This is a genomic window from Salinispora oceanensis (genome assembly GCF_000383575.1).
Lineage (GTDB): Bacteria > Actinomycetota > Actinomycetes > Mycobacteriales > Micromonosporaceae > Micromonospora > Micromonospora oceanensis.
Map to the genome: position 1 here is coordinate 2,235,754 of NZ_KB911579.1, position 18,427 is coordinate 2,254,180.

General features: G+C 71.5%; 18 protein-coding genes. 8 read left to right on the forward strand and 10 right to left on the reverse strand.

The window, feature by feature from the left end; translation table 11 throughout:
• Positions 1-61: 61 nt before the first annotated feature.
• Positions 62-601 carry an orotate phosphoribosyltransferase gene (locus tag SALPAC4_RS0110535; RefSeq protein ID WP_019870291.1) on the forward strand — a complete coding sequence of 180 codons (540 nt, stop codon included), beginning with the start codon at positions 62-64 and terminating at the stop codon, positions 599-601.
• 57 nt (positions 602-658) lie between these two features.
• Positions 659-1,036 carry an ArsR/SmtB family transcription factor gene (locus tag SALPAC4_RS0110540; RefSeq protein WP_025618262.1) on the forward strand — a complete coding sequence of 126 codons (378 nt, stop codon included), beginning with the start codon at positions 659-661 and terminating at the stop codon, positions 1,034-1,036.
• 153 nt (positions 1,037-1,189) lie between these two features.
• On the opposite strand, the gene SALPAC4_RS0110545 is transcribed toward SALPAC4_RS0110540, so the two are convergent.
• Positions 1,190-1,903, reverse strand: coding sequence for a DedA family protein (locus tag SALPAC4_RS0110545; protein WP_018730851.1), 714 nt, complete (start codon positions 1,901-1,903; stop codon positions 1,190-1,192).
• A gap of 163 nt (positions 1,904-2,066) precedes the next feature.
• Positions 2,067-2,279 (reverse strand): hypothetical protein, encoded by a 213-nt coding sequence (locus SALPAC4_RS0110550; RefSeq protein WP_019870292.1) that lies wholly within the window; start codon positions 2,277-2,279, stop codon positions 2,067-2,069.
• A gap of 361 nt (positions 2,280-2,640) precedes the next feature.
• Between SALPAC4_RS0110550 and fbaA the strand changes: the two genes are divergently transcribed.
• Both fbaA and SALPAC4_RS0110560 read left to right on the forward strand, forming a co-directional pair.
• Positions 2,641-3,663: a class II fructose-bisphosphate aldolase gene (gene fbaA / locus SALPAC4_RS0110555; protein WP_027644745.1), complete on the forward strand. Its 1,023-nt coding sequence runs from the start codon at positions 2,641-2,643 to the stop codon at positions 3,661-3,663.
• Between the two features lie 274 nt (positions 3,664-3,937).
• Positions 3,938-4,366 (forward strand): DUF3151 domain-containing protein, encoded by a 429-nt coding sequence (locus SALPAC4_RS0110560; RefSeq protein WP_018254810.1) that lies wholly within the window; start codon positions 3,938-3,940, stop codon positions 4,364-4,366.
• Positions 4,367-4,433: 67 nt separating this feature from the next.
• On the opposite strand, the gene SALPAC4_RS0110565 is transcribed toward SALPAC4_RS0110560, so the two are convergent.
• Both SALPAC4_RS0110565 and SALPAC4_RS0110570 read right to left on the reverse strand, forming a co-directional pair.
• Complete coding sequence (locus SALPAC4_RS0110565; RefSeq protein WP_027644746.1) at positions 4,434-6,152, reverse strand: MinD/ParA family ATP-binding protein; 1,719 nt, start codon at positions 6,150-6,152, stop codon at positions 4,434-4,436.
• Positions 6,153-6,221: 69 nt separating this feature from the next.
• Positions 6,222-7,241, reverse strand: a complete 1,020-nt coding sequence (locus tag SALPAC4_RS0110570) for a diacylglycerol kinase family protein (protein WP_019870295.1) — start codon at positions 7,239-7,241, stop codon at positions 6,222-6,224.
• A gap of 127 nt (positions 7,242-7,368) precedes the next feature.
• Between SALPAC4_RS0110570 and SALPAC4_RS0110575 the strand changes: the two genes are divergently transcribed.
• Together SALPAC4_RS0110575 and purD are read left to right on the forward strand one after the other, a co-directional pair.
• Entirely contained in the window at positions 7,369-8,658 is a 1,290-nt protein-coding gene (locus tag SALPAC4_RS0110575; protein ID WP_019870296.1) for an adenylosuccinate synthase, read from the forward strand.
• 67 nt (positions 8,659-8,725) lie between these two features.
• Positions 8,726-9,976: a phosphoribosylamine--glycine ligase gene (gene purD / locus SALPAC4_RS0110580; RefSeq protein WP_019870297.1), complete on the forward strand. Its 1,251-nt coding sequence runs from the start codon at positions 8,726-8,728 to the stop codon at positions 9,974-9,976.
• 33 nt (positions 9,977-10,009) lie between these two features.
• Here the strand turns inward: purD and SALPAC4_RS0110585 are convergent, their stop codons facing one another.
• The 3 genes from SALPAC4_RS0110585 to SALPAC4_RS0110595 all read right to left on the reverse strand — a co-directional run bounded on the left by SALPAC4_RS0110585 (position 10,010) and on the right by SALPAC4_RS0110595 (position 13,188).
• On the reverse strand, positions 10,010-11,347 hold the full coding sequence (locus SALPAC4_RS0110585; RefSeq protein WP_019870298.1) for an MFS transporter: 1,338 nt from the start codon (positions 11,345-11,347) through the stop codon (positions 10,010-10,012).
• A gap of 171 nt (positions 11,348-11,518) precedes the next feature.
• A complete protein-coding gene (locus tag SALPAC4_RS0110590; protein WP_019870299.1) occupies positions 11,519-12,733 on the reverse strand; it encodes an acyl-CoA dehydrogenase family protein in 1,215 nt (404 codons plus the stop codon).
• A gap of 2 nt (positions 12,734-12,735) precedes the next feature.
• Entirely contained in the window at positions 12,736-13,188 is a 453-nt protein-coding gene (locus SALPAC4_RS0110595; protein WP_018730841.1) for an SCP2 sterol-binding domain-containing protein, read from the reverse strand.
• Between the two features lie 66 nt (positions 13,189-13,254).
• Here SALPAC4_RS0110595 and SALPAC4_RS0110600 point away from each other — a divergent pair, with 66 nt between their 5' ends.
• Positions 13,255-13,911: a TetR/AcrR family transcriptional regulator gene (locus SALPAC4_RS0110600; RefSeq protein WP_188116848.1), complete on the forward strand. Its 657-nt coding sequence runs from the start codon at positions 13,255-13,257 to the stop codon at positions 13,909-13,911.
• 73 nt (positions 13,912-13,984) lie between these two features.
• Here SALPAC4_RS0110600 and SALPAC4_RS0110605 read toward each other — a convergent pair whose 3' ends face one another.
• From SALPAC4_RS0110605 to SALPAC4_RS0110615, 3 genes are all read right to left on the reverse strand, one after another.
• Positions 13,985-14,620: a DedA family protein gene (locus SALPAC4_RS0110605; RefSeq protein ID WP_019870300.1), complete on the reverse strand. Its 636-nt coding sequence runs from the start codon at positions 14,618-14,620 to the stop codon at positions 13,985-13,987.
• A gap of 70 nt (positions 14,621-14,690) precedes the next feature.
• Complete coding sequence (locus tag SALPAC4_RS0110610) at positions 14,691-15,584, reverse strand: MaoC/PaaZ C-terminal domain-containing protein (RefSeq protein ID WP_019870301.1); 894 nt, start codon at positions 15,582-15,584, stop codon at positions 14,691-14,693.
• Positions 15,584-16,939 carry a 3-oxoacyl-ACP reductase gene (locus tag SALPAC4_RS0110615; protein WP_019870302.1) on the reverse strand — a complete coding sequence of 452 codons (1,356 nt, stop codon included), beginning with the start codon at positions 16,937-16,939 and terminating at the stop codon, positions 15,584-15,586. Before SALPAC4_RS0110615 ends, SALPAC4_RS0110610 begins: the two co-directional genes overlap by 1 nt.
• Before the next feature lie 55 nt (positions 16,940-16,994).
• Between SALPAC4_RS0110615 and SALPAC4_RS0110620 the strand changes: the two genes are divergently transcribed.
• On the forward strand, positions 16,995-18,287 hold the full coding sequence (locus SALPAC4_RS0110620) for an acetyl-CoA C-acetyltransferase (RefSeq protein ID WP_019870303.1): 1,293 nt from the start codon (positions 16,995-16,997) through the stop codon (positions 18,285-18,287).
• The last annotated feature ends 140 nt before the right edge of the window (positions 18,288-18,427 follow it).

Here is an 18,427-nt window from a genome sequence, read left to right on the forward strand (position 1 = left end):
CAGGGTTGACCTAGGCCGCCCCGACACACAGCTCCCAGCATCGAGCAGTACCCTCTTCGCCATGGGGGACCACGACGACCTGCGTAAATTCATCACCGACCTGGCAGTGGTCCATGGTCGAGTGGTGCTCTCCTCGGGGCGTGCGGCGGACTGGTATGTGGACTTGCGGCGCGTAACGCTGCATCACGAGGCCGCACCGTTGGTGGGCCGGGTGCTGCGGGAGCTGACTGCCGACTGGGCGTACGACGCGGTGGGTGGGCTCACCCTCGGCGCCGACCCGATCGCGTTGTCGATGCTGCACGCCACCGCTGGTACCGACCGCCCGCTGGATGCCTTCGTAGTCCGGAAGGCGGGAAAGGCGCACGGGCTGCAGCGCCGGATTGAGGGGCCTGACGTGGCTGGGCGCCGGGTGCTCGCGGTGGAAGACACGTCCACCACGGGCCAGAGCGTGTTGACTGCTGTCCAGGCTCTACGTGAGGCCGGGGCCGAGGTGGTGGGGGCAGCAGTTATTGTTGATCGAGGTGCCGGCGCCGCGGTGCGAGCCGCCGGATTGCCATACCGGGCGGCCTATACGTTGGCTGACCTCGGCCTTGTGGCGTAAAAGTCTGCCGATTTGGATTCGCCGATATGCAGGCGAGTCAATGGTGCTGGTGGAAGGATGGAATACGTGGGAACTGCGTTGGCGGAAATGACAATGCCTCAGATCTCGCCGCTTGCCGGCGAGCCGATCGAACGAGCAGACGCGGAGCGGCTGGCCGGGGTCCTCAAGGCCCTTGCCGACCCCGCCCGACTGCGGCTGCTGAGCCTGATCCAGTCGGCACCGGAGGGCGAAGCGTGCGTGTGTGATCTCACCGCGCCCCTCGGCCTCTCCCAGCCGACGGTCAGCCATCACCTGCGCATCCTCACCGAGGCTGGCCTGCTGGAGCGGGAGAAGCGTGGGGTCTGGGCGTACTACCGGCTGGTGCCGACCGCGATCGCGACCATCGCCGACCTTCTGACGCCGCCGCGTAAGCGCGCCGGCAAGAAGGCGCGCTGACCGTACCGTTCGTCCGACGCCCTCCGACCCGGGGCGGCGTCGGACGGTCGGGGTCGCGGGTTGCGGCCGGGCCCGCGTTCGCGGGCGACTCGGTTTCGGGCGCGATACCCCGGTGACCCGGGGCACGGCCACTCGGTGCCGCGCCCCGGCCGGTTAGTGCTTGCCGTAGTGCTCCCGGGTTTCCCGGATCGCCTCCTCGGCCGCGGCCCGCTCCGCCGCGGTGGTGCCGCGCCTCGCGGCCAGGCGGGCGCGCAGCAACTCGACCACGATCGGGACCACCGAGAGCACCACGATCGCGATCAGGATCAGCTCGATGTTCGCCTTCACGAACGGGATCTGGCCGAGGAAGTAGCCGAGCACCGTCACGCCGGTGCCCCAGAGGATCGCGCCGATCACGTTGTAGATGACGAACGTGCGGTAGTTCATGCGGCTGACCCCGGCCACGATCGGGGTGAAGGTCCGGACGATCGGTACGAAGCGGGCCAGTACCACCGAGCGCGCCCCGTACTTCTCGAAGAAGTCATGCGACTTCAGCAGGTTTTCCTGCTTGAACAGCTTCGAGTTGGGCCGTCGGAACAGCGCCGGCCCGACCTTGCGTCCGAAGGCGTACCCCACCTGGTCACCGGCGATGGCCGACAGTGTGATGAGCAGGCAGACCAGCCAGAGCGGCCAGGTGATGTACTTCCCGTCGGCAGTAAGCAGGCCGGCGGTGAAGAGCAGCGAGTCGCCGGGCAGGAAGAAGCCGATCAGTAGCCCCGACTCGGCGAAGACGATCACCAGGATGCCGAGCAGGCCGAAGGTCGAGATCAGCACCTCGGGATCGAGCCAGTCCGGCCCAAGAGCCAGGGTAGTGGTGGGCGTCGGCACGCGGTGACCTCCGTGGGCTGCCGGGCGGTGGACGTCGCCAGCGGCGACGGGAATGTCCGTAGTCTAGGTGGCAGCCCGGTCCGTCCGGTGCCTGACGTCACAGCTGCACCCACGCCGCTGAGTGGCTATCGTGCCGTCTCATTCCGGCCCGTCGGCCGCCCGCTCAGCGGTAGTCGTCCTCGTCCTCTCCGACGACGCGGGCCTGCTCCACCGCGTCCCAGCCGCTGACCTCCAGGCCGCGGTGCGGCTCGACCTCCACCTCGCTTGGGAGCACCACCGTGGCCTGCTCGATCGCGTCCGCTGGCTCGGCCTCCAGGTTCCGCTCGTCCGGCGTGAGGTGCTCGCTCGGGGCGAAGTCCTCGTCGGGTAGGCCCATGGTCCCTCCCTGGATCTCGTGCGGACAGCTACCCACACCGTACGGGCTGGTCACGCTCCGCGTCGGGGGTGGCGTGGACCGTGCTGATCTGTTCGGAACCGGGAATGCCTCCCCGGCGTGGCGCCCCGGTGCCACGATGGGGGCATGGCCTCCGCCGGGTGCGAACGGGCGGTCCGGACCTTTCTGATCACCGCCGCTGGGCTGGATCGAACCAGGGGCACCGGGGCCGGGTGTGCCCGGGCCGGTGGTGCCGACCGTAATCAACTGCGGGATACTGCCGGCGGTGGACAGCGCGGTCCGGCGCACCCAAGGACAACAGCGGCCGGCGACGGCCGAGAGCGTTAAGTAAGGAGCGTTCGACATGCCTATCGCTTCCCCCGAGGCCTACGCGGAGATGCTGGACCGTGCCAAGGAAGGCCGGTTCGCCTACCCCGCGATCAACGTGACCTCCTCGCAGACCCTCAACGCGGCGTTGAAGGGCTTCGCCGACGCGGAGAGTGACGGCATCATCCAGGTCTCCACCGGTGGTGCCGAGTACCTCTCCGGCCCCTCGGTGAAGGACATGGTCACCGGCGCGGTGGCCTTCGCCGCGTACGCGCACGAGGTCGCCAAGAAGTACCCGGTCAACATCGCCCTGCACACCGACCACTGCCCGAAGGACAAGCTGGACAAGTTCGTCCGGCCGTTGCTGGGTATCTCGCAGGAGCGGGTGCAGGCCGGTCAGGAGCCGCTCTTCCAGTCGCACATGTGGGACGGCTCGGCGGTGCCGGTAGCGGAGAACCTCACGATCGCCGAGCAGCTTCTCGGTGAGGCCGCCAAGGCCAAGATCGTCCTCGAGATCGAGGTCGGCGTGGTCGGCGGCGAGGAGGACGGCGTCGAGAACGCCATCAACGAGAAGCTCTACACCACCGTTGACGACGGCCTGGCCATGGTTGAGGCGCTTGGCCTGGGAGAGAAGGGCCGCTACATGGCGGCGCTGACCTTCGGCAACGTGCACGGCGTCTACAAGCCGGGCAACGTCAAGCTTCGTCCCGAGGTGCTCAACCAGATTCAGGCGGCGGTCGGGGCCAAGTACGGCAAGGACAAGCCGCTGAGCCTGGTCTTCCACGGCGGCTCCGGTTCGCTGCTGTCGGAGATCCGAGAGTCGCTGGACTACGGGGTGGTGAAGATGAACATCGACACCGACACCCAGTACTGCTTCACCCGTCCCGTCGCGGACCACATGTTCAGCAACTACGACGGGGTGCTGAAGGTCGACGGTGAGGTCGGCAACAAGAAGAAGTATGACCCGCGGGTCTGGGGCAAGGCCGCCGAGGCCGGGATGGCCGCCCGCATCGTCGAGGCCTGCGAGGACCTGCGTTCCACCGGCACCCGGATGAAGTGATCTGATCGCCGTGTTGACGGCCGGCTCCCGCAACCGGGAGCCGGCCGTCGCTCTTGGCGCGTCCGGGGCAGCCCCGCCGGCAACCCTGGCGTCCCCGGCGGCGAACCGGCAGCGGCTGTTGGCGCTACCCGGCGGTTGCCCGGCCAGATCGCGCCCGGAGCCGGTGACCAGCAGCGCGGCCGGCGAACGGCGGTAGGGTCGCTCGCGCGGCGTGGTGCGGTCGGGTCAGTCGACCCGCTCGCGGCTCGTCGGGGGAAGCGGGTTGAATAGGGCGATGCAGAACCTGTTGCCGGAGCCACCGGCCACCCTCCTGCCCGCGCACGATGAGGCCGACAGCGCCATCGCCGCCGCTGAGCAGAGCGGCGCCGACGAGGACTTCGCCGCGGTGGCGGCACGTTTCCCCACGTTCAGTGCGGCCTGGGCCGCGCTCGCGGTCCGTGCGTTCGCGGCGGACCAGGTGGTCCAGGCGTACGCGTACGCCCGCACCGGTTACCACCGGGGCCTGGATCAGCTCCGCCGAAGCGGTTGGAAGGGACACGGTCCGGTGCCGTGGTCGCACGAGCCGAACCAGGGCTTCCTGCGTTGCCTCTGGGTGCTGTCCCGGGCGGCTGACGCCATCGGCGAGGCCGATGAGGCGGCCCGCTGCGCCCAGTTCCTCCGCGACTGCGACCCGGCCGCGGCGGACGCGCTGGCGAGCGACTGACCGGTCTTCGGACGACCGACGCCGGGCTGGCCGCGGCCAGCCCGGCGTACCGGCTCGTCCTGGTGGATCAGAGCCCCTCGGCCACCGCGGCTGCGATCTTGAGCCAGGCGTCCCGGGCGGCCGACGAGAGCGCCGCGTACCGGAGCGGCTCGCCGGAGTCGATGAGCCGTTCGTACGGGGCCAGGAGCACTGCCCGGGTCCGCGCGGCGAAGTGCGCCTGAATCGCTGGCAGGTCGATCTCTTTCCGGGACGGCGGCATCGATACAACGGTCACCGCCTGCCGCACCAGTCGTTGCCGGCCGCTCTGCTCCAGATGGTCGAGCATCCGGGCGGCTGTCTCCGCCGAGTCGTTTCGGGCCGACATGGTCACCACCAACTGGTCGGTGGCGTCGATCGCGGCCTGCCAGTTCTGCGCCCGCACGTTGTTGCCGGTATCCACGAAGATCAGCTTGTAGAAGCGGCTGACCACCTCGCGGATCTCCGCGAATGCCGTAGCGGTGAGCATCCCCCCACCGGTGGCGGACTCGTCCGACGCAAGGACGTCGAACATCCCCTCGCCCTGGGCCCGCACGTACTGTGACAGGTCCCCGACCCGCCCGTGCGAGCCGTGGAACTGATTCAGATCGCGCAGCAGGTCTCGCACCGTACGGGCGTGGAAATCCTGCTGGGCGCGCATTCCCAGGGTGCCCTGCGTCTCGTTGTTGTCCCAGGCCAGGACGTAGCCGCCACGCTTCTGACCGAAGGTCATGGCGAGTAGCAGGATCGCCACCGTCTTACCGGCGCCGCCCTTCGGGTTGACCACGGTCACCTGTCGAAGCCCGCCGAAGTTGCGGCGGACCATCTCCACGTCGCGGCGTAGCTCCTGCTCCTGACGGCCGGGCGGGAGACGGAGCCCCATCCTGTTGGCCATCGCCCGAACGCCCATGGTGGCCATCGGGTCCGCCGGGCGTAACTGTCGGCGCCGGGCGAAGTCCTCGGCAGTGGGCGGCGTCTGCCCCGTTGACGTCCATCCGGCTGCCGGCGGTACGGGGCCGGCGTGCGTTGGTGGTGGGTAGGGTGCCGGTCCTGCCGGTGGCAGCTCGGCGGTGGGTGGTCCTGCTGGCGGTGGGCCGGCGGTTGGGTAGGGCGTCGGGATGGTTGCCCTGCCCGCGGCCGGTCCGGCCGTCGGGGCGGGCGGTACACCAGACTCCGGTCCGTGGGGATGGGCCGGTCCGTGGGGATGGGCCGGGCCGGGGCGGTCCCCGCCCGAGCCCCCCGGGTCGTAGCTGGCAGCACCCGGGTGGCTGACAGCGTCCTCCGGTGCTGGGCGTTGCGGTGGCGCCACCCATGGCGACTCGGTCGAGGTGCCGCCGCGGCCATCCCAGGCAGCTCTGTCGCCAGCGGCCCCGCTCTCCGTCGACGCCTCGGCGGTCGGTCTACCTCCGGTCGACGTCCCGGGTGCCGGACCGGTCGGGTCGAGGCTGAACGGCTGGTGGAGATTGACGCCGGGAGTCGGTGCCAGGTTGGGGGCGTGGGGCGCCGAGGGGGCATCGGTTACCGCGCTGCGTGGATCGCTGTCCGGGTTCGGCGCCCAGGCGCGTGCCGCGTCGGAGGGGGCGCTCGCCCACCCCGCGGGGGCCGGCGTCCCGTCGGGCGGCGAAGGGGGCTGGTTCTGGTCGTCCGGTCCCGGCGTGGGCGACCAGGACACCGGGTCGACCTCGGCCGCCGGCCACAAGGGCTCGATGTCCCGCTCCGGCGTCGGCTGCTGGCCAGACGTGTACGACCGGTCGACGTTCTCGTCCACCATGGCTCCTCCCCATGCCTCCTGCTGAGGATATGCCTCGGGAAAAGGCCCGAGTCGGCTACCGGTGTGCGGTCAGGGAGACCAGACCGCCCACGCGCCCGGCTCGGTCCACCAGGACCGTTTCCGCTTCAGCTCGCCCTCGGCGCCGTCGTCAAGGAACGGGATCGCCCCCTCCCGGGGCACCACGGCCACCGCCCGACCACGGGCGCGACGAACCTCCAACCGGACCCGGCGGCGACCCCACCGGGACGCGGTGCGGACCGGGACCGCCACCGCGACCTCGACCAGACCGTCGCCCGGGTCGGGGGCGGCGAGCAGGGTCACGTCGGCCAGCTGGGCGTACCCACCGGCGTTGCCGATGGCGCAGGCCAGCAGCGGGTCGTCACCGGCGGAGAGGAGCGTGTCGTCGACCTCGACCCGGCCGCGCCAGTGCAGCGGCTGGCCCCCCTCGTCGGCCGCGCCGAGCAGCGCGCCGTCCAGCGTGACCGAGCCGGCGTCGTTGCGCAGCAGGTCGAGCCGGCGGGGCGTGCCCTCCAACACCGCTGCCGCCACCGCCACCGGGTTGCGGGGCAGCCCGAGCTGCGCTGCCAGATCTCGGGGTTGGCTGCCGCCGCGGGCTGGGTCGAGCGGCAGCACGCCGACCGGTGGCAGGTCCGGCACGGTCCGGTTGGCCGGCAGATCCGCCGGGCGGCGGCTCGGCGGCGGGGCGTACCGCCGGACGAGGCGACGTAGGACGGTGCGCAACTGGGCGTCACTGGCGGTGCCGACGATCAGTCGGGTGCGGGAACCGGGGTCGGGCCAGCCGAGGCCGTCCGGTCGAGGTGGGCCATCGAGGCGGCTCAGCACCTCGTCGATCTCCCGCTCGGAACGGGCGGTCACCAGGTCGACCCGTGCACCCCGGGCGGTGAGTGCGTCCGCGCAGGCCAGCACCGGTACGCGGGGGGTCTCGCAGCGTTCGGTCGAGGGCTTGCCGTTGGTCTTGTCGGTGTCGCCGTTGGCCTTGTCGGTGTCGCCGCAGCAGGCACCGTCGCTGCCGCAGCTGCCCGGCACGTCCCGTTCCGAGCCGAGGGTGAGCAGCACCACGTCGTACACGGGTCGCAGCCTCCTGCCTTTGCGCGCGAACCCCTGCCGGCCGCGCCGTCACTTCTTGTTAGCCTGACACCCCGGGCTCGCCGACCGGTCGCCGCCTGGCACCCGAGCCTTCTGGAGGCTGAAGAAGATGCCAGCGATCGTGCTTCTCGGGGCCCAGTGGGGCGACGAGGGCAAGGGCAAGGTTACCGACCTGCTGGGTGAGCGGGTTGACCACGTGGTGCGCTACTCCGGCGGCAACAACGCCGGCCACACGGTCATCACGCCGGACGGGCAGAAGTACGCGCTGCACCTGATGCCTTCGGGGGCGCTCTCGCCGAACGCGAAGATAGTCATCGGCAATGGCGTGGTGGTTGACCCGAAGGTGCTGCTGGCCGAGATCGACGGGCTCGCCGAGCGCGGTGTGGACGTCTCCCGGCTGCGGATCTCCGGCGACGCCCACCTGATCATGCCGCATCACCGGGCGTTGGACCGGGTGGTCGAGCGGTACCTGGGGTCGTCCCGGATCGGCACCACCGGCCGGGGTATCGGCCCGGCGTACGGGGACAAGGTCGCTCGGATGGGGATCCGGGTGCAGGACCTGCTCGACCCGGGGATCCTTCGCAAGAAGCTGGAACTCGCACTACGCGAGAAGAACCAGATGCTGTTCAAGGTGTACAACCGTAAGGCGATCGACGTCGAGGCGACCGTCGAGGAGTACCTGGGCTACGCCGAGCGGCTCCGCCCGTACATCGCCGAGACCCGGGCGATGCTCTGGGAGGCGCTGGACCGCGGCGAGACAGTGCTGTTGGAGGGCGCCCAGGCGACCATGCTCGACATGGACCACGGCACCTACCCCTTCGTGACCTCCTCGAACCCGACTGCCGGTGGGGCCTGTGTCGGAGCGGGAGTCCCGCCGACCGCCATCACCAAGGTGATCGCGGTCAGCAAGGCGTACGCCACCCGGGTTGGTGCCGGACCGTTCCCGACGGAGCTGCACGACGACAACGGCCAGCACCTGCGCAAGATCGGCCACGAGTACGGCACCACCACCGGTCGGGAACGCCGGTGCGGCTGGTTCGACGCGGTCGTCGCCCGGTACGCGTGCCGACTCAACGGGGTCACCGACCTGGTCGTCACGAAGCTGGACGTGCTGACCGGCCTGCCGAAGGTGCCGATCTGCGTCGGGTACGAGATCAATGGCAAGCGCATCGACGAGATGCCGATGACGCAGACGGACTTCCACCACGCGACTCCGATCTATGAGGAGCTCGACGGCTGGTGGGAGGAGATCACCACGGCGCGGACCGAGGCGGAGCTGCCGCCCGCCGCCCGCCGTTACATCGCCCGGATCGAGGAGCTCTGCCGCACCCGGGTCAGCGTGGTCGGCGTCGGCCCCGGCCGGGAGGAGAACGTCGTCTACCACCCGCTGCTGCCCTGAGTTCCCCGCCGCCCGTCCCTACCCCAGGACCGAGCGGGCCGCGAGTGGGGGCCGTAGGATCATCCCCGTGCGGGTACTTCTGATTGGTAGCGGTGGGCGGGAGCATGCCCTCGCGCTCGGGTTGGCGGCCGATCCCTCGGTCGAGGTGCTTTTCGCCGCGCCGGGGAACCCGGGGATCGGCACGGTCGCCGGGATGCGGGACGTGGTCTTCACCGATCCGGCTGCGGTGGCGGCGCTCGCGGTCGAGTGCAACGCGGACCTGGTGGTCGTGGGGCCGGAGACGCCGCTGGTCGCCGGGGCCGCCGACGCCGTGCGAGCCAAGGGCGTCCCCGCCTTCGGGCCGTCCGCGGCCGCCGCGCGCCTGGAGGGGTCGAAGGCCTTCGCCAAGGACGTGATGACCGCCGCCGGGGTGCCGACCGCCCGCGCGTACAGCTGCGCCGACGCCGAGAGCGTCGGTCGGGCGCTGGATGACTTCGGCGCGCCGTACGTGGTCAAGAACGACGGCCTCGCCGCGGGTAAGGGCGTCGTGGTCACGGAGGACCGCCGGGTGGCCGAGGAGCACGCACGGGAGTGCGGCCAGGTCGTGATCGAGGAGTATCTCGCCGGCCCCGAGGTCTCCCTCTTCGTCGTCACCGACGGTGAGACGGCCGTCCCGCTGCTGCCCGCGCAGGACTTCAAGCGGGTCGGGGACGGCGACACCGGGCCGAACACCGGCGGCATGGGGGCGTACGCACCGCTGCCGTGGGCGCCACCCGGGCTGGTCGACGAGGTGATGCGCGACATCGTCCACCCCACCCTGGCCGAGCTGCGTCGGCGCGGCACGCCGTTCGCCGGGCTGCTCTACGTCGGCCTGGCGATCACCGCCGCCGGCCCCCGGGTGATTGAGTTCAACGCCCGCTTCGGCGACCCGGAGACGCAGGTCGTCCTGGCGTTGTTGGAGACACCGCTCGCCGGGCTGCTGCACGCCGCCGCCACCGGTGAGCTGGCTGCGCACCCGCCGCTGCAGTGGCGTGCGGGCGCGGCGGTCACCGTCGTGGTGGCTGCCGAGGGATACCCGGCGAAGCCGCGCACCGGCGACGTGATTCTTGGGGCGGAGGTCTCGGGCGTCATCCACGCGGGCACGGTGCGTCGGGCTGCCGACGGTGCGCTGCTCTCCGCGGGCGGCCGGGTCCTCTGCTGCACGGCCACCGGCTCCGACCTGGCCGCTGCGCGCGACGCCGCCTACGAGTTGGTCCGCGGCATCGAGCTGGCCGACTCGCACCATCGCACCGACATCGCCGCCGCGGCGGTGGACGGCCGGATCACCCTTCCCGGCTGACCGCCCGCCGGCGCCTGCCGGTGGCCCGCCGGCTCATCGGGAAGCTGGCGGGTCGCGGTGCGCGGCGGGCAGCCACTGCTCGCCGAGCGGCACCGGCCCCTCGCTCCGTCCTGTCGTCCCACCGGGCGGGGCGGGCGGATACCGGGGCGGGTCGTCCAACGCCGCCAGCACCGGCAGTGGCGCGGCGACCAGCACGGCCACCAGGAGCGCACCGGCGAGCACCAGGAAGGCGGTGGCCAGGCCCAGCCACTCCACCAGCGGGCCGGCCAGCAGGTAACCGGCGGGCCCGGCGGCGTACGCGAACGAGGTCATCACGCCGACCACCCGGCCGCGAAGCCGCTCCGGGGTACGGGTCTGCATGGCGTAGTTGGCCAGCGGGCTGACCGGCCCGTAGGCGAGCCCGACCAGGCCGGCGAAGGCGAGCATCCCCGGGTACGGGGGCAGGAACGCGAGCCCGAGCAGGGCCAGGCCGGTGATCACGAGGGCGACGGCTAGCAGGGAGCGGCGGCGGATGAACCGACCGGCCGCCGACGAGCCCAGCGCGCCCGCCACGGCTCCGGCGCTCATCGCCATCAGGACGGTACCGAGGCGGGCGGGTTCACCTTCGGCGACGAACCAGGCGGGCAGCAGCACTCCCTCGACCGGCAGGTAGAGCGCGACCAGCACCATCGTGATCAGGGAGAGGGTGCGCAGCAGTGGGTCCCGCCAGACGAAGCCCAGCCCTTCCAGCGTGCCCCGCCACAGGCCGTTGGGTGGGCGGTCGGGGCGGCCCGCGCCGGGCAGCCGGACGGCCGCGACCAGGAGAACCGACAGCGCGAAGCCGGCGGCGGTGACCCAGAACGTCGCCTCCGGGCCGACCGTGGCGATGAGCAGGCCGCCGACTCCGGGGCCGATCAGGAAGGCCAGCCCGAAGATCGCTTCGTGTACGCCGTTCGCCCGCTCGATCCGCCAGCCGGCGGCCTGCGCGGCGGCGGGCAGCAGCGTCTCGCGGGCGGTCATTCCGGCTGGGTCGAAGACCGCGCCGAGGACGGCCAGCGCGACGATCCAGCCGAGGTTCAGCCCGACCAGGGTGTCAACGAGGGGGATGGCGGCGACCGAGACGGCGGAGAGGGCGTCGGAGGCCAGCGCGGTTCGGCGACGCCCGAGCAGGTCAACGACCGTGCCGGAGAAGAGGCTGGACAGCAGGAGCGGTAGTCCGCTGGCGGCGGCCACCACGCCGGCCGCGGTGGCGCTGCCGGTGCGTTCCAGGACCAGCCAGGGTAGCGCCACGATGGCCACGCCGTTGCCGGTGGCCGAGAACAGCGCCGCCGCCTCGACCAGCAGCAACGGTGTCCGGCGGCGGTGTTCGGTCTGAGTCATTGCGAAGATCATCGTAGCCAGTCCGTCGGGACTGGCAGCGGCGGATCACAGTGTTGATGGATCTGGTGACGGCGCCGGCCGTGCGGAGCTCGGGGCCACTCCCCGGGCCCGGCAGCATCCGGGCCCCAGGGAGTGACCGGGGGAACGTCCGGGTGGGGGAGTGGCCGGGGATCCCGGCGCGGGTCAGCGGATCTGGACGCCGGAGATGGCGCGGGCGACGACGAGTCGCTGGATCTCGGAGGTGCCTTCGAAGATGGTGTAGATCTTGGCGTCTCGGTACCACCGCTCGACCGGGTGGTCGCGGAGGAAGCCGGCGCCGCCGAGCAACTGCACCGCCTTCTCGGTCGCGCTGACCGCGACCTCGCTGGCCTTCAGCTTGGACATCGAGCCCTCGCCGGCGATGAAGGCCCGGTTGTTGCGCCCCATCCAGGAAGCGCGCCAGACCAGCAGCCGGGCGGCGTCGATCTCCATCTTCATGTCGGCCAGCGCGAACGCCACCGCCTGGTTCTCGATAATCGGTCGGCCGAACTGAACCCGTTCCTTCGCGTAGTCCAGCGCGTACTCGTAGGCGGCCCGGGCCACCCCGATCGCCTGCGCGCCGACGGTCGGCCGGGAGAGCTCGAACGTACGCATCGCCGCCTGGGAGGCGGCCCGCCGGCCGGAGCGGGCCCGGGCGAGCCGTTCGTCCAGCGCGTCCTTGCCGCCGAGCAGGCAGCGGCCGGGTACGCGGACGTCGTCGAGGAAGACATCGGCGGTGTGCGACGCGCGTAGGCCCAGCTTGCGGAGCTTGCGGGTCGCGGCGAGCCCGGGGGTGCCCGGCGGTACGACGAAAGCCGCCTGCCCGCGGGAACCGAGTTCCGGGTCGACCGAGGCGGTGACGACGTGCACGCCGGCGATTCCGCCGTTGGTCGCGTACGACTTCTGGCCGCTGAGGATCCACTCGTCGGCGGCCTCGTCGTAGACCGCGCGGGTGCGCATCGCGCCGACGTCGGAGCCCGCCTCGGGTTCGCTGGTGCAGAACGCCGCGACGGCGGGGGACTCGAGGTCGCCGAAGCACTGCGGCACCCACTCCATCAGCTGCTCTGGCGTGCCGGTGCCGTAGATGGCGGCCACGGCGAGGCCGGTGCCGAAGATGCTAAGGCCGATGCCGGAGTCGCCCCAGAAGAGTTCCTCACAGGCGATCGGTAGGGAGAGGCCGCTGGGGTCGCCCCAACAGGTGGCGAGGAACTCGAAGTCGTAGAGGCCGACCTTGGCCGCTTCCTGGATGATCGGCCACGGGGTCTCCTCCCGCGCGTCCCACTCAGCCGCGGCTGGGCGAACGACCTCGCTGGCGAAGCCGTGCACCCAGTCACGAAGATCCCGCTGCTCCTCGGTCAGATCGAGCGAGAACTCGGCCACTGTCAGCTCTTGGGAATATCGAAGAGGTTCGCGATGTTGGCGGCCAGCCCCAGATCGCCCTTGGCCTTCAACTTGCCACTCATGAACATCATGACCGGGTTGGCGCTGCCGGAGACGGTCTTGAGGAACTCCACCGGGCCCAGGGTGAGGCTCAGCTTCGGGTCGTGCTGGGAGGTCTGGTTGACGGTGCAGGCGCCGTCGGCGATGACCACCTCGTAGGTGTCGGTGCCGCCGTCGGGACCGCCGGTGATGTTCCAGTGGATGACCGTGTTGGTCGAGCCCGCCCGGTCGGCGCGGAACAGCTGCGGCATCCGGCCGAAGACCTCGTCAAGGACCTTGCCGCGGAGGTCACCCGACATCATCTCGGTGATCTTGTCGTCGGGGGTGGACTTGACCAGCTGCGCGAACTCCTTGGGTCCGACGTTCGCGAACTTGGCCGGGTCGAAGTCAGTCATGGGGCGCACCTTCCGAAATTGACTACTCGCGCGTAACCCTACGCACGAGTAGGTATGCTCGCAAGAGTGTCCAGTGCTCCCACCTTCCGCCGTCTACCCCGAGCCGTCCGCGAGCAACAGATGCTCGACGCCGCAGTCAAGGTCTTCTCCCGGCGGGGCTACCACGGGGCCAGCATGGATGAGATCGCCGACGACGCCGGCATCTCCAAGCCAATGGTCTACGCGTACCTGGGCACCAAGGAGGAGCTCTTCGTCGCCTGCCTGCACCGCGAGGGCACCCGGATGATGCAGGCCATCGCGGACGTCGTCGCCCCCGACCTGTCGGCCGACGAACGGCTTTGGCGGAGCCTGCAAGCCTTCCTCGGCTTCGTCGGCGCACATCGCGACGGCTGGGCGGTGCTCTACCGGCAGGCCCGGGGCGAGCAGCCCTTCGCCGGGGAGCTCACCGCCCTGCGGCGGCGGATCGTCGAGGTTGTCGCCGGGATGCTCGAACACACCCTGCGCAGCGAGGGGCGCGAGGTGACCGAGACCGAGCTGGAGGTCGTCGCGTACGCCCTGGTCGGCGCGACCGAGTCAGTCGCCGACTGGCTGGTCGACCACCCGGAGGCGGACCCGGAGCAGACCGCCACCCGGATGATGAACGTCGCCTGGGTCGGTGCCGCCCAACTGCTCGCCGGGACCAGCTGGCGCCCGCCCAACCGGCGGGGCGAAGCCCCCTCCTGAGCTGCTCTCCGGGTCGTCCCGTCCGCGGCCGCCGACGGCGGTTTCCTCGATCAGGCTGAGCGGGGTACCCCGGTCACCGCGGCGTCCTCGCTCCTCGGTGGGCGCGGTCCCGGCGGCGCGAGCGCCGGCGTAGTCGCCGCGCCAACTCGAGCAGGCCGGTCACTCCGAGCGACAGGGCCAGGCCGGCGAGGACGCCAAGCAGCGGCTCCCGCTGGAACGCCAGCCCGCCGAAGTAGCCCAACAGCACGCTGTACAACGCCCAGCTCGCCGCGCCGATCGTGTCAAAGAGCAGGAACGACCGGGGTGGATAGCGCACCGCACCCATCGTCAGGGTCACCGCCGTTCGTCCGCCGGGGACGTAGCGGGCGGTGGTGAGGACCAGCCCACCCCGCCGGTGCAACGCCCGCCGGGCCCACTCCGAACTGGCTCTCCGCCGGCTCTCCGCCGGGAACCTGGCGAGCCGCCGGGCGCCGCCGCCCCGTCCGATCACGTACGAGGCGTGGTCGCCGGCCAGCGCGCCGAGGGTGGCGGCGGCCCAGATCGCCGCCAACTCCGGCGGGTTGCCGCTGACCAGCACCGCCGCGGTGATCACCGCCGTCTCGGCCGGCACCATCGGGACGATCGCGTCGACCGCGGTGAGCGCGAACAGCAGTAGATACACCACGGGCGAGGTGATCAGCTGCCGCAGCAGGTCGAGCGCGGACTCCATCTCCTCATGCTCGGGGCGCCGGTATGAAAAGGAGGCCCTTCCGTAACAAAAGGAAGGATGAAGCTGCCCCTCACCGCTCCCGGAGCGCGCCGAGGAGGTGGGGGCGGTCCCGCAGGTCACGCAGCGCGAAGTCGCCCGTTGAGGTGCTGCTGAAGGCGACGGTGGCGGGCAACGGCACCGGTAGCTTGAACGCCACGTCAACGGTGTATGCGTCCGGTAGCCGTGGCTCCAGCGCGGCCAGGCAGCGGGCCTTGCTCCACATGCCGTGCGCGATCGGGCCCCGGAAGCCGAAGAGCCGCGCGCCGAGCCGGGAGGTGTGGATCGGGTTGTGATCGCCGGAGACCCGGGCGTACGCGCGTCCGAGCTGGCGCCCGATGCGCCAGTGCGCCCAGGCGTGCGGCGCTGGGGGCTGGTCACCCCGGCTGGCTCGTTCGCCGCCGCCGGACGTCTGCTCCCGGCCCAGATAGGTGGAGACGCCCCGCCACACCTCCTCGCCGCCGGCGGTGCCCACCAACACCACGTCGATCAGCCGGCCCCGGTCGTGCGGGCGCAGGTTCGTCGCGTACGTGACGAAGTCGAGCGTCTCGGCGGCGTCGATCGGGCGGTGGACAGTGATCTGGTTGCCGATGTGGACCACACCGGAGAGCGGGATCGGGAAGTCCGGCGCGATCATCAGGCGCAGCGCCAGCGGGAAGCCCAGGACGTGTGGGAACGTCGCCGGCAGCCGGTCGGTGAGCCGGAACCCGCAGACCCGGTCGTAGTCGGCGAGGTGCCCGCGGTCGACGGCGATGCCGGCCACCCCCAACTCGACTGCCGGGGGCTGCTCGGCCCGCCGCGACCCGGTCCCGGGCAGCGCGCCGACAAGCGCCCGGCGGTAGAGCGCACCGATCGTCGGCAGCGTCGCCAGCTGGACTCGGGACCGGGTGGCCGGGGCGATGGCGGACGGCTCCTGCGGGCCTGCCATCACGCCCCCAGCAGGCTCTGGCCGCAGACCCGGACCACATTGCCGCTGACCGCGCCGGTGGCCGGCCAGGCCAGCCAGCTGATCGTCTCGGCGACATCCACCGGCAGCCCACCCTGGGCGAGGCTGTTCATCCGCCGGCCGGCCTGGCGCAGCATCAGCGGGATCTGGGCGGTCAGCCGGGTCTCGATGAACCCCGGGGCGACCGCGTTGACGCTGATGCCGCGTGCGGCCAGCACCGGGGCGAGCGACTCGACCAGACCGATCACGCCGGCCTTGCTGGTGGCGTAGTTGGTCTGCCCCCGGTTGCCGGCGATCCCGGCGATCGAGGAGACCGAGACGATCCGGCCCCCGGCCGGGATCAACTCCCGTTCCAACAGGAGGTCGTTGATCCGCTCCTGACTGGAGAGGTTGACATCGATCACCTGGTCCCACCGGTCAACATCCATCCGACCGAGGGTTCGGTCCCGGGTGATGCCCGCGTTGTGTACCACCACGTCAACCCGGCCGTTGCGGGCGGAGAGGTGATCGGCCAACCGGGCCGGGGCGTCCGGGGAGGTGAGATCGAGCTGCACGGCGGTGGCGCCGATGTCGTTGGCCACTGTGGCCAGCTCCTCACCGGCGGCCGGGATGTCCAGGGCGACCACCTCGGCACCGTCTCGGGCCAGGACCCGGGCCAGCGCCGCGCCGATCCCCCGCGCCGCACCGGTGACCAGCACGACCTGGCCGTCCAGCGGGCGGTCCCAGTCCGCCGGGAGCGCGGCCTGCCCGGCGCCGACCCGGATCACCTGACCGGAGACGTACGCGGAGCGCCCGGAGAGTAGGAAGCGGAGCGTGGCCTCGAGGCTGGTTGCGGTGCCCGGGTCATCGGCGGCGGTGACATAGACCAGCTGGGCGGTGACCCCCCGGCCGAACTCCTTCCCGATGCTGCGGGTCAACCCTTCGAGCGCCCGCTGCGCGGTGGCCTCCCGAGCCGTGGAGCACTCGACGGGCGGGGTGCCGAGTACGATCACCCGGCCGCTGGGCAGCACCGAGCGGGCGTGCGGGTGGAGGCAGTCGTAGAGCTGGCGCAGCTCGGTCGAGTCGGTGATACCGGTGGCGTCGTAGACGAGGGCGCCGAGCCGGGCCCCGGGAGTGACATCGGCCGGATCGCGGAGTTCGACTCCGGCGGCGGTCAGGAGCTTGCCGATGCTGCCGGCGAGCCGGCCACCGGCGGCGGCATCGAACAGGACGGGTCCGGGGATGAGGGGGTCACCGCTCCGGTACCGGCGGAGTTGGGGCGGGTCGGGCAGCCCGAGGCGCTTGACCAGCCCCCGGCCGACCCCTGATTGGACGAAGCTCGCGTACCTGTCGGTCATAGGCGTAGCCTACTGGCGAGTAGGTTGAGAGCAACCCCCAAAGGAGGCGGGAAACGTGCAGAACATCCGGCGGGTCGCGGTCATCGGCGGCAACCGCATCCCCTTCGCCCGCTCCAACTCGCGGTACGCCGAGGCGTCCAACGCGGACCTGCTTGGCGCGGCCCTTGACGGGCTGGTCGCCCGCTACGGTCTGGCCGGCCAACGGGTCGGCGAGATGGTGGCGGGCGCCGTGCTGAAACACTCCCGAGACTTCAACCTGGCCCGCGAGGTGGTGCTCGGCTCGAAGCTCGACCCGCACACCCCCGCCTACGACATCCAGCAGGCCTGCGGCACCGGCCTGGAAGCCGCCATCCTGGTCGCCAACAAGATCGCGCTGGGGCAGCTCGAGGTCGGTATCGCCGGTGGCGTCGACACCACCTCGGACGCGCCGCTCGCCGTGAACGAGGAGATGCGGCGCACGCTGCTCAAACTGAACAGTGCCCGGACCCTCGGGGAACGGGTGCGGACCGCCACCCGGCTGCGCCCCTCGCAACCGTTCCGGCCGGAGCTCCCCCGCAACGCCGAGCCCCGCACCGGCCTGTCCATGGGCGAGCACGCCGCCCGTACCGCCCGGCGTTGGCAGGTCAGCCGGCAGGCGCAGGACGAGCTGGCGTTGCGGTCGCACCACCGGCTGGCCGCCGCGTACGAGCGGGGGTTCTTCGACGACCTGATGACGCCGTACCTCGGGCTGACCCGGGACCAGAACCTGCGGCCCGACACCAGCCTGGAGAAGCTCGGCAGCCTCCGCCCGGTCTTCGGGACGAAGGGGCCGGACGCCGAGCAGGCCACCATGACCGCCGGCAACTCGTCGCCGCTGACCGACGGCGCGTCGACCGTGCTGCTCGCCAGTGAGGAGTGGGCGCAGGCGCGCAACCTGCCGGTGCAGGCGTGGTTCACCTGGTCGCAGACGGCCGCCGTGGACTTCGTGCCCGGCGAGGAGGGGCTGCTGATGGCCCCCGCGTACGCGGTGCCCCAGCTGCTGGCCCGCGCCGGGCTCACCCTGCAGGACTTCGATTTCTACGAGATCCACGAGGCGTTCGCCGCGCAGGTGCTGGCCACCCTGGCCGCCTGGGAGTCGCCGGAGTTCTGCCAGGACCGGCTTGGCCTGGACGCCCCACTCGGAGCGATCGACCCCGAGCGGATCAACGTCAACGGCTCGTCGCTGGCCGCCGGGCACCCGTTCGCCGCGACCGGCGGCCGGATCGTGGCGACCCTGGCCAAGCTGCTCGACGAGCGCGGCGGCGGCCGCGGGCTCATCTCGATCTGCGCCGCGGGCGGGCAGGGTGTAACAGCGATCCTGGAACGCTGACGCCAGCCGTGCCGGATCCGTCCGACTCCTTGCTGACGTGGGCTATCGTCCCGGGCAGGTACGGGAGGATATCGACGTACGACTTTTTCGGGCCAGATGAACGACGCCTCCGGTACGAGACGGCGATCGACTGACGGAGC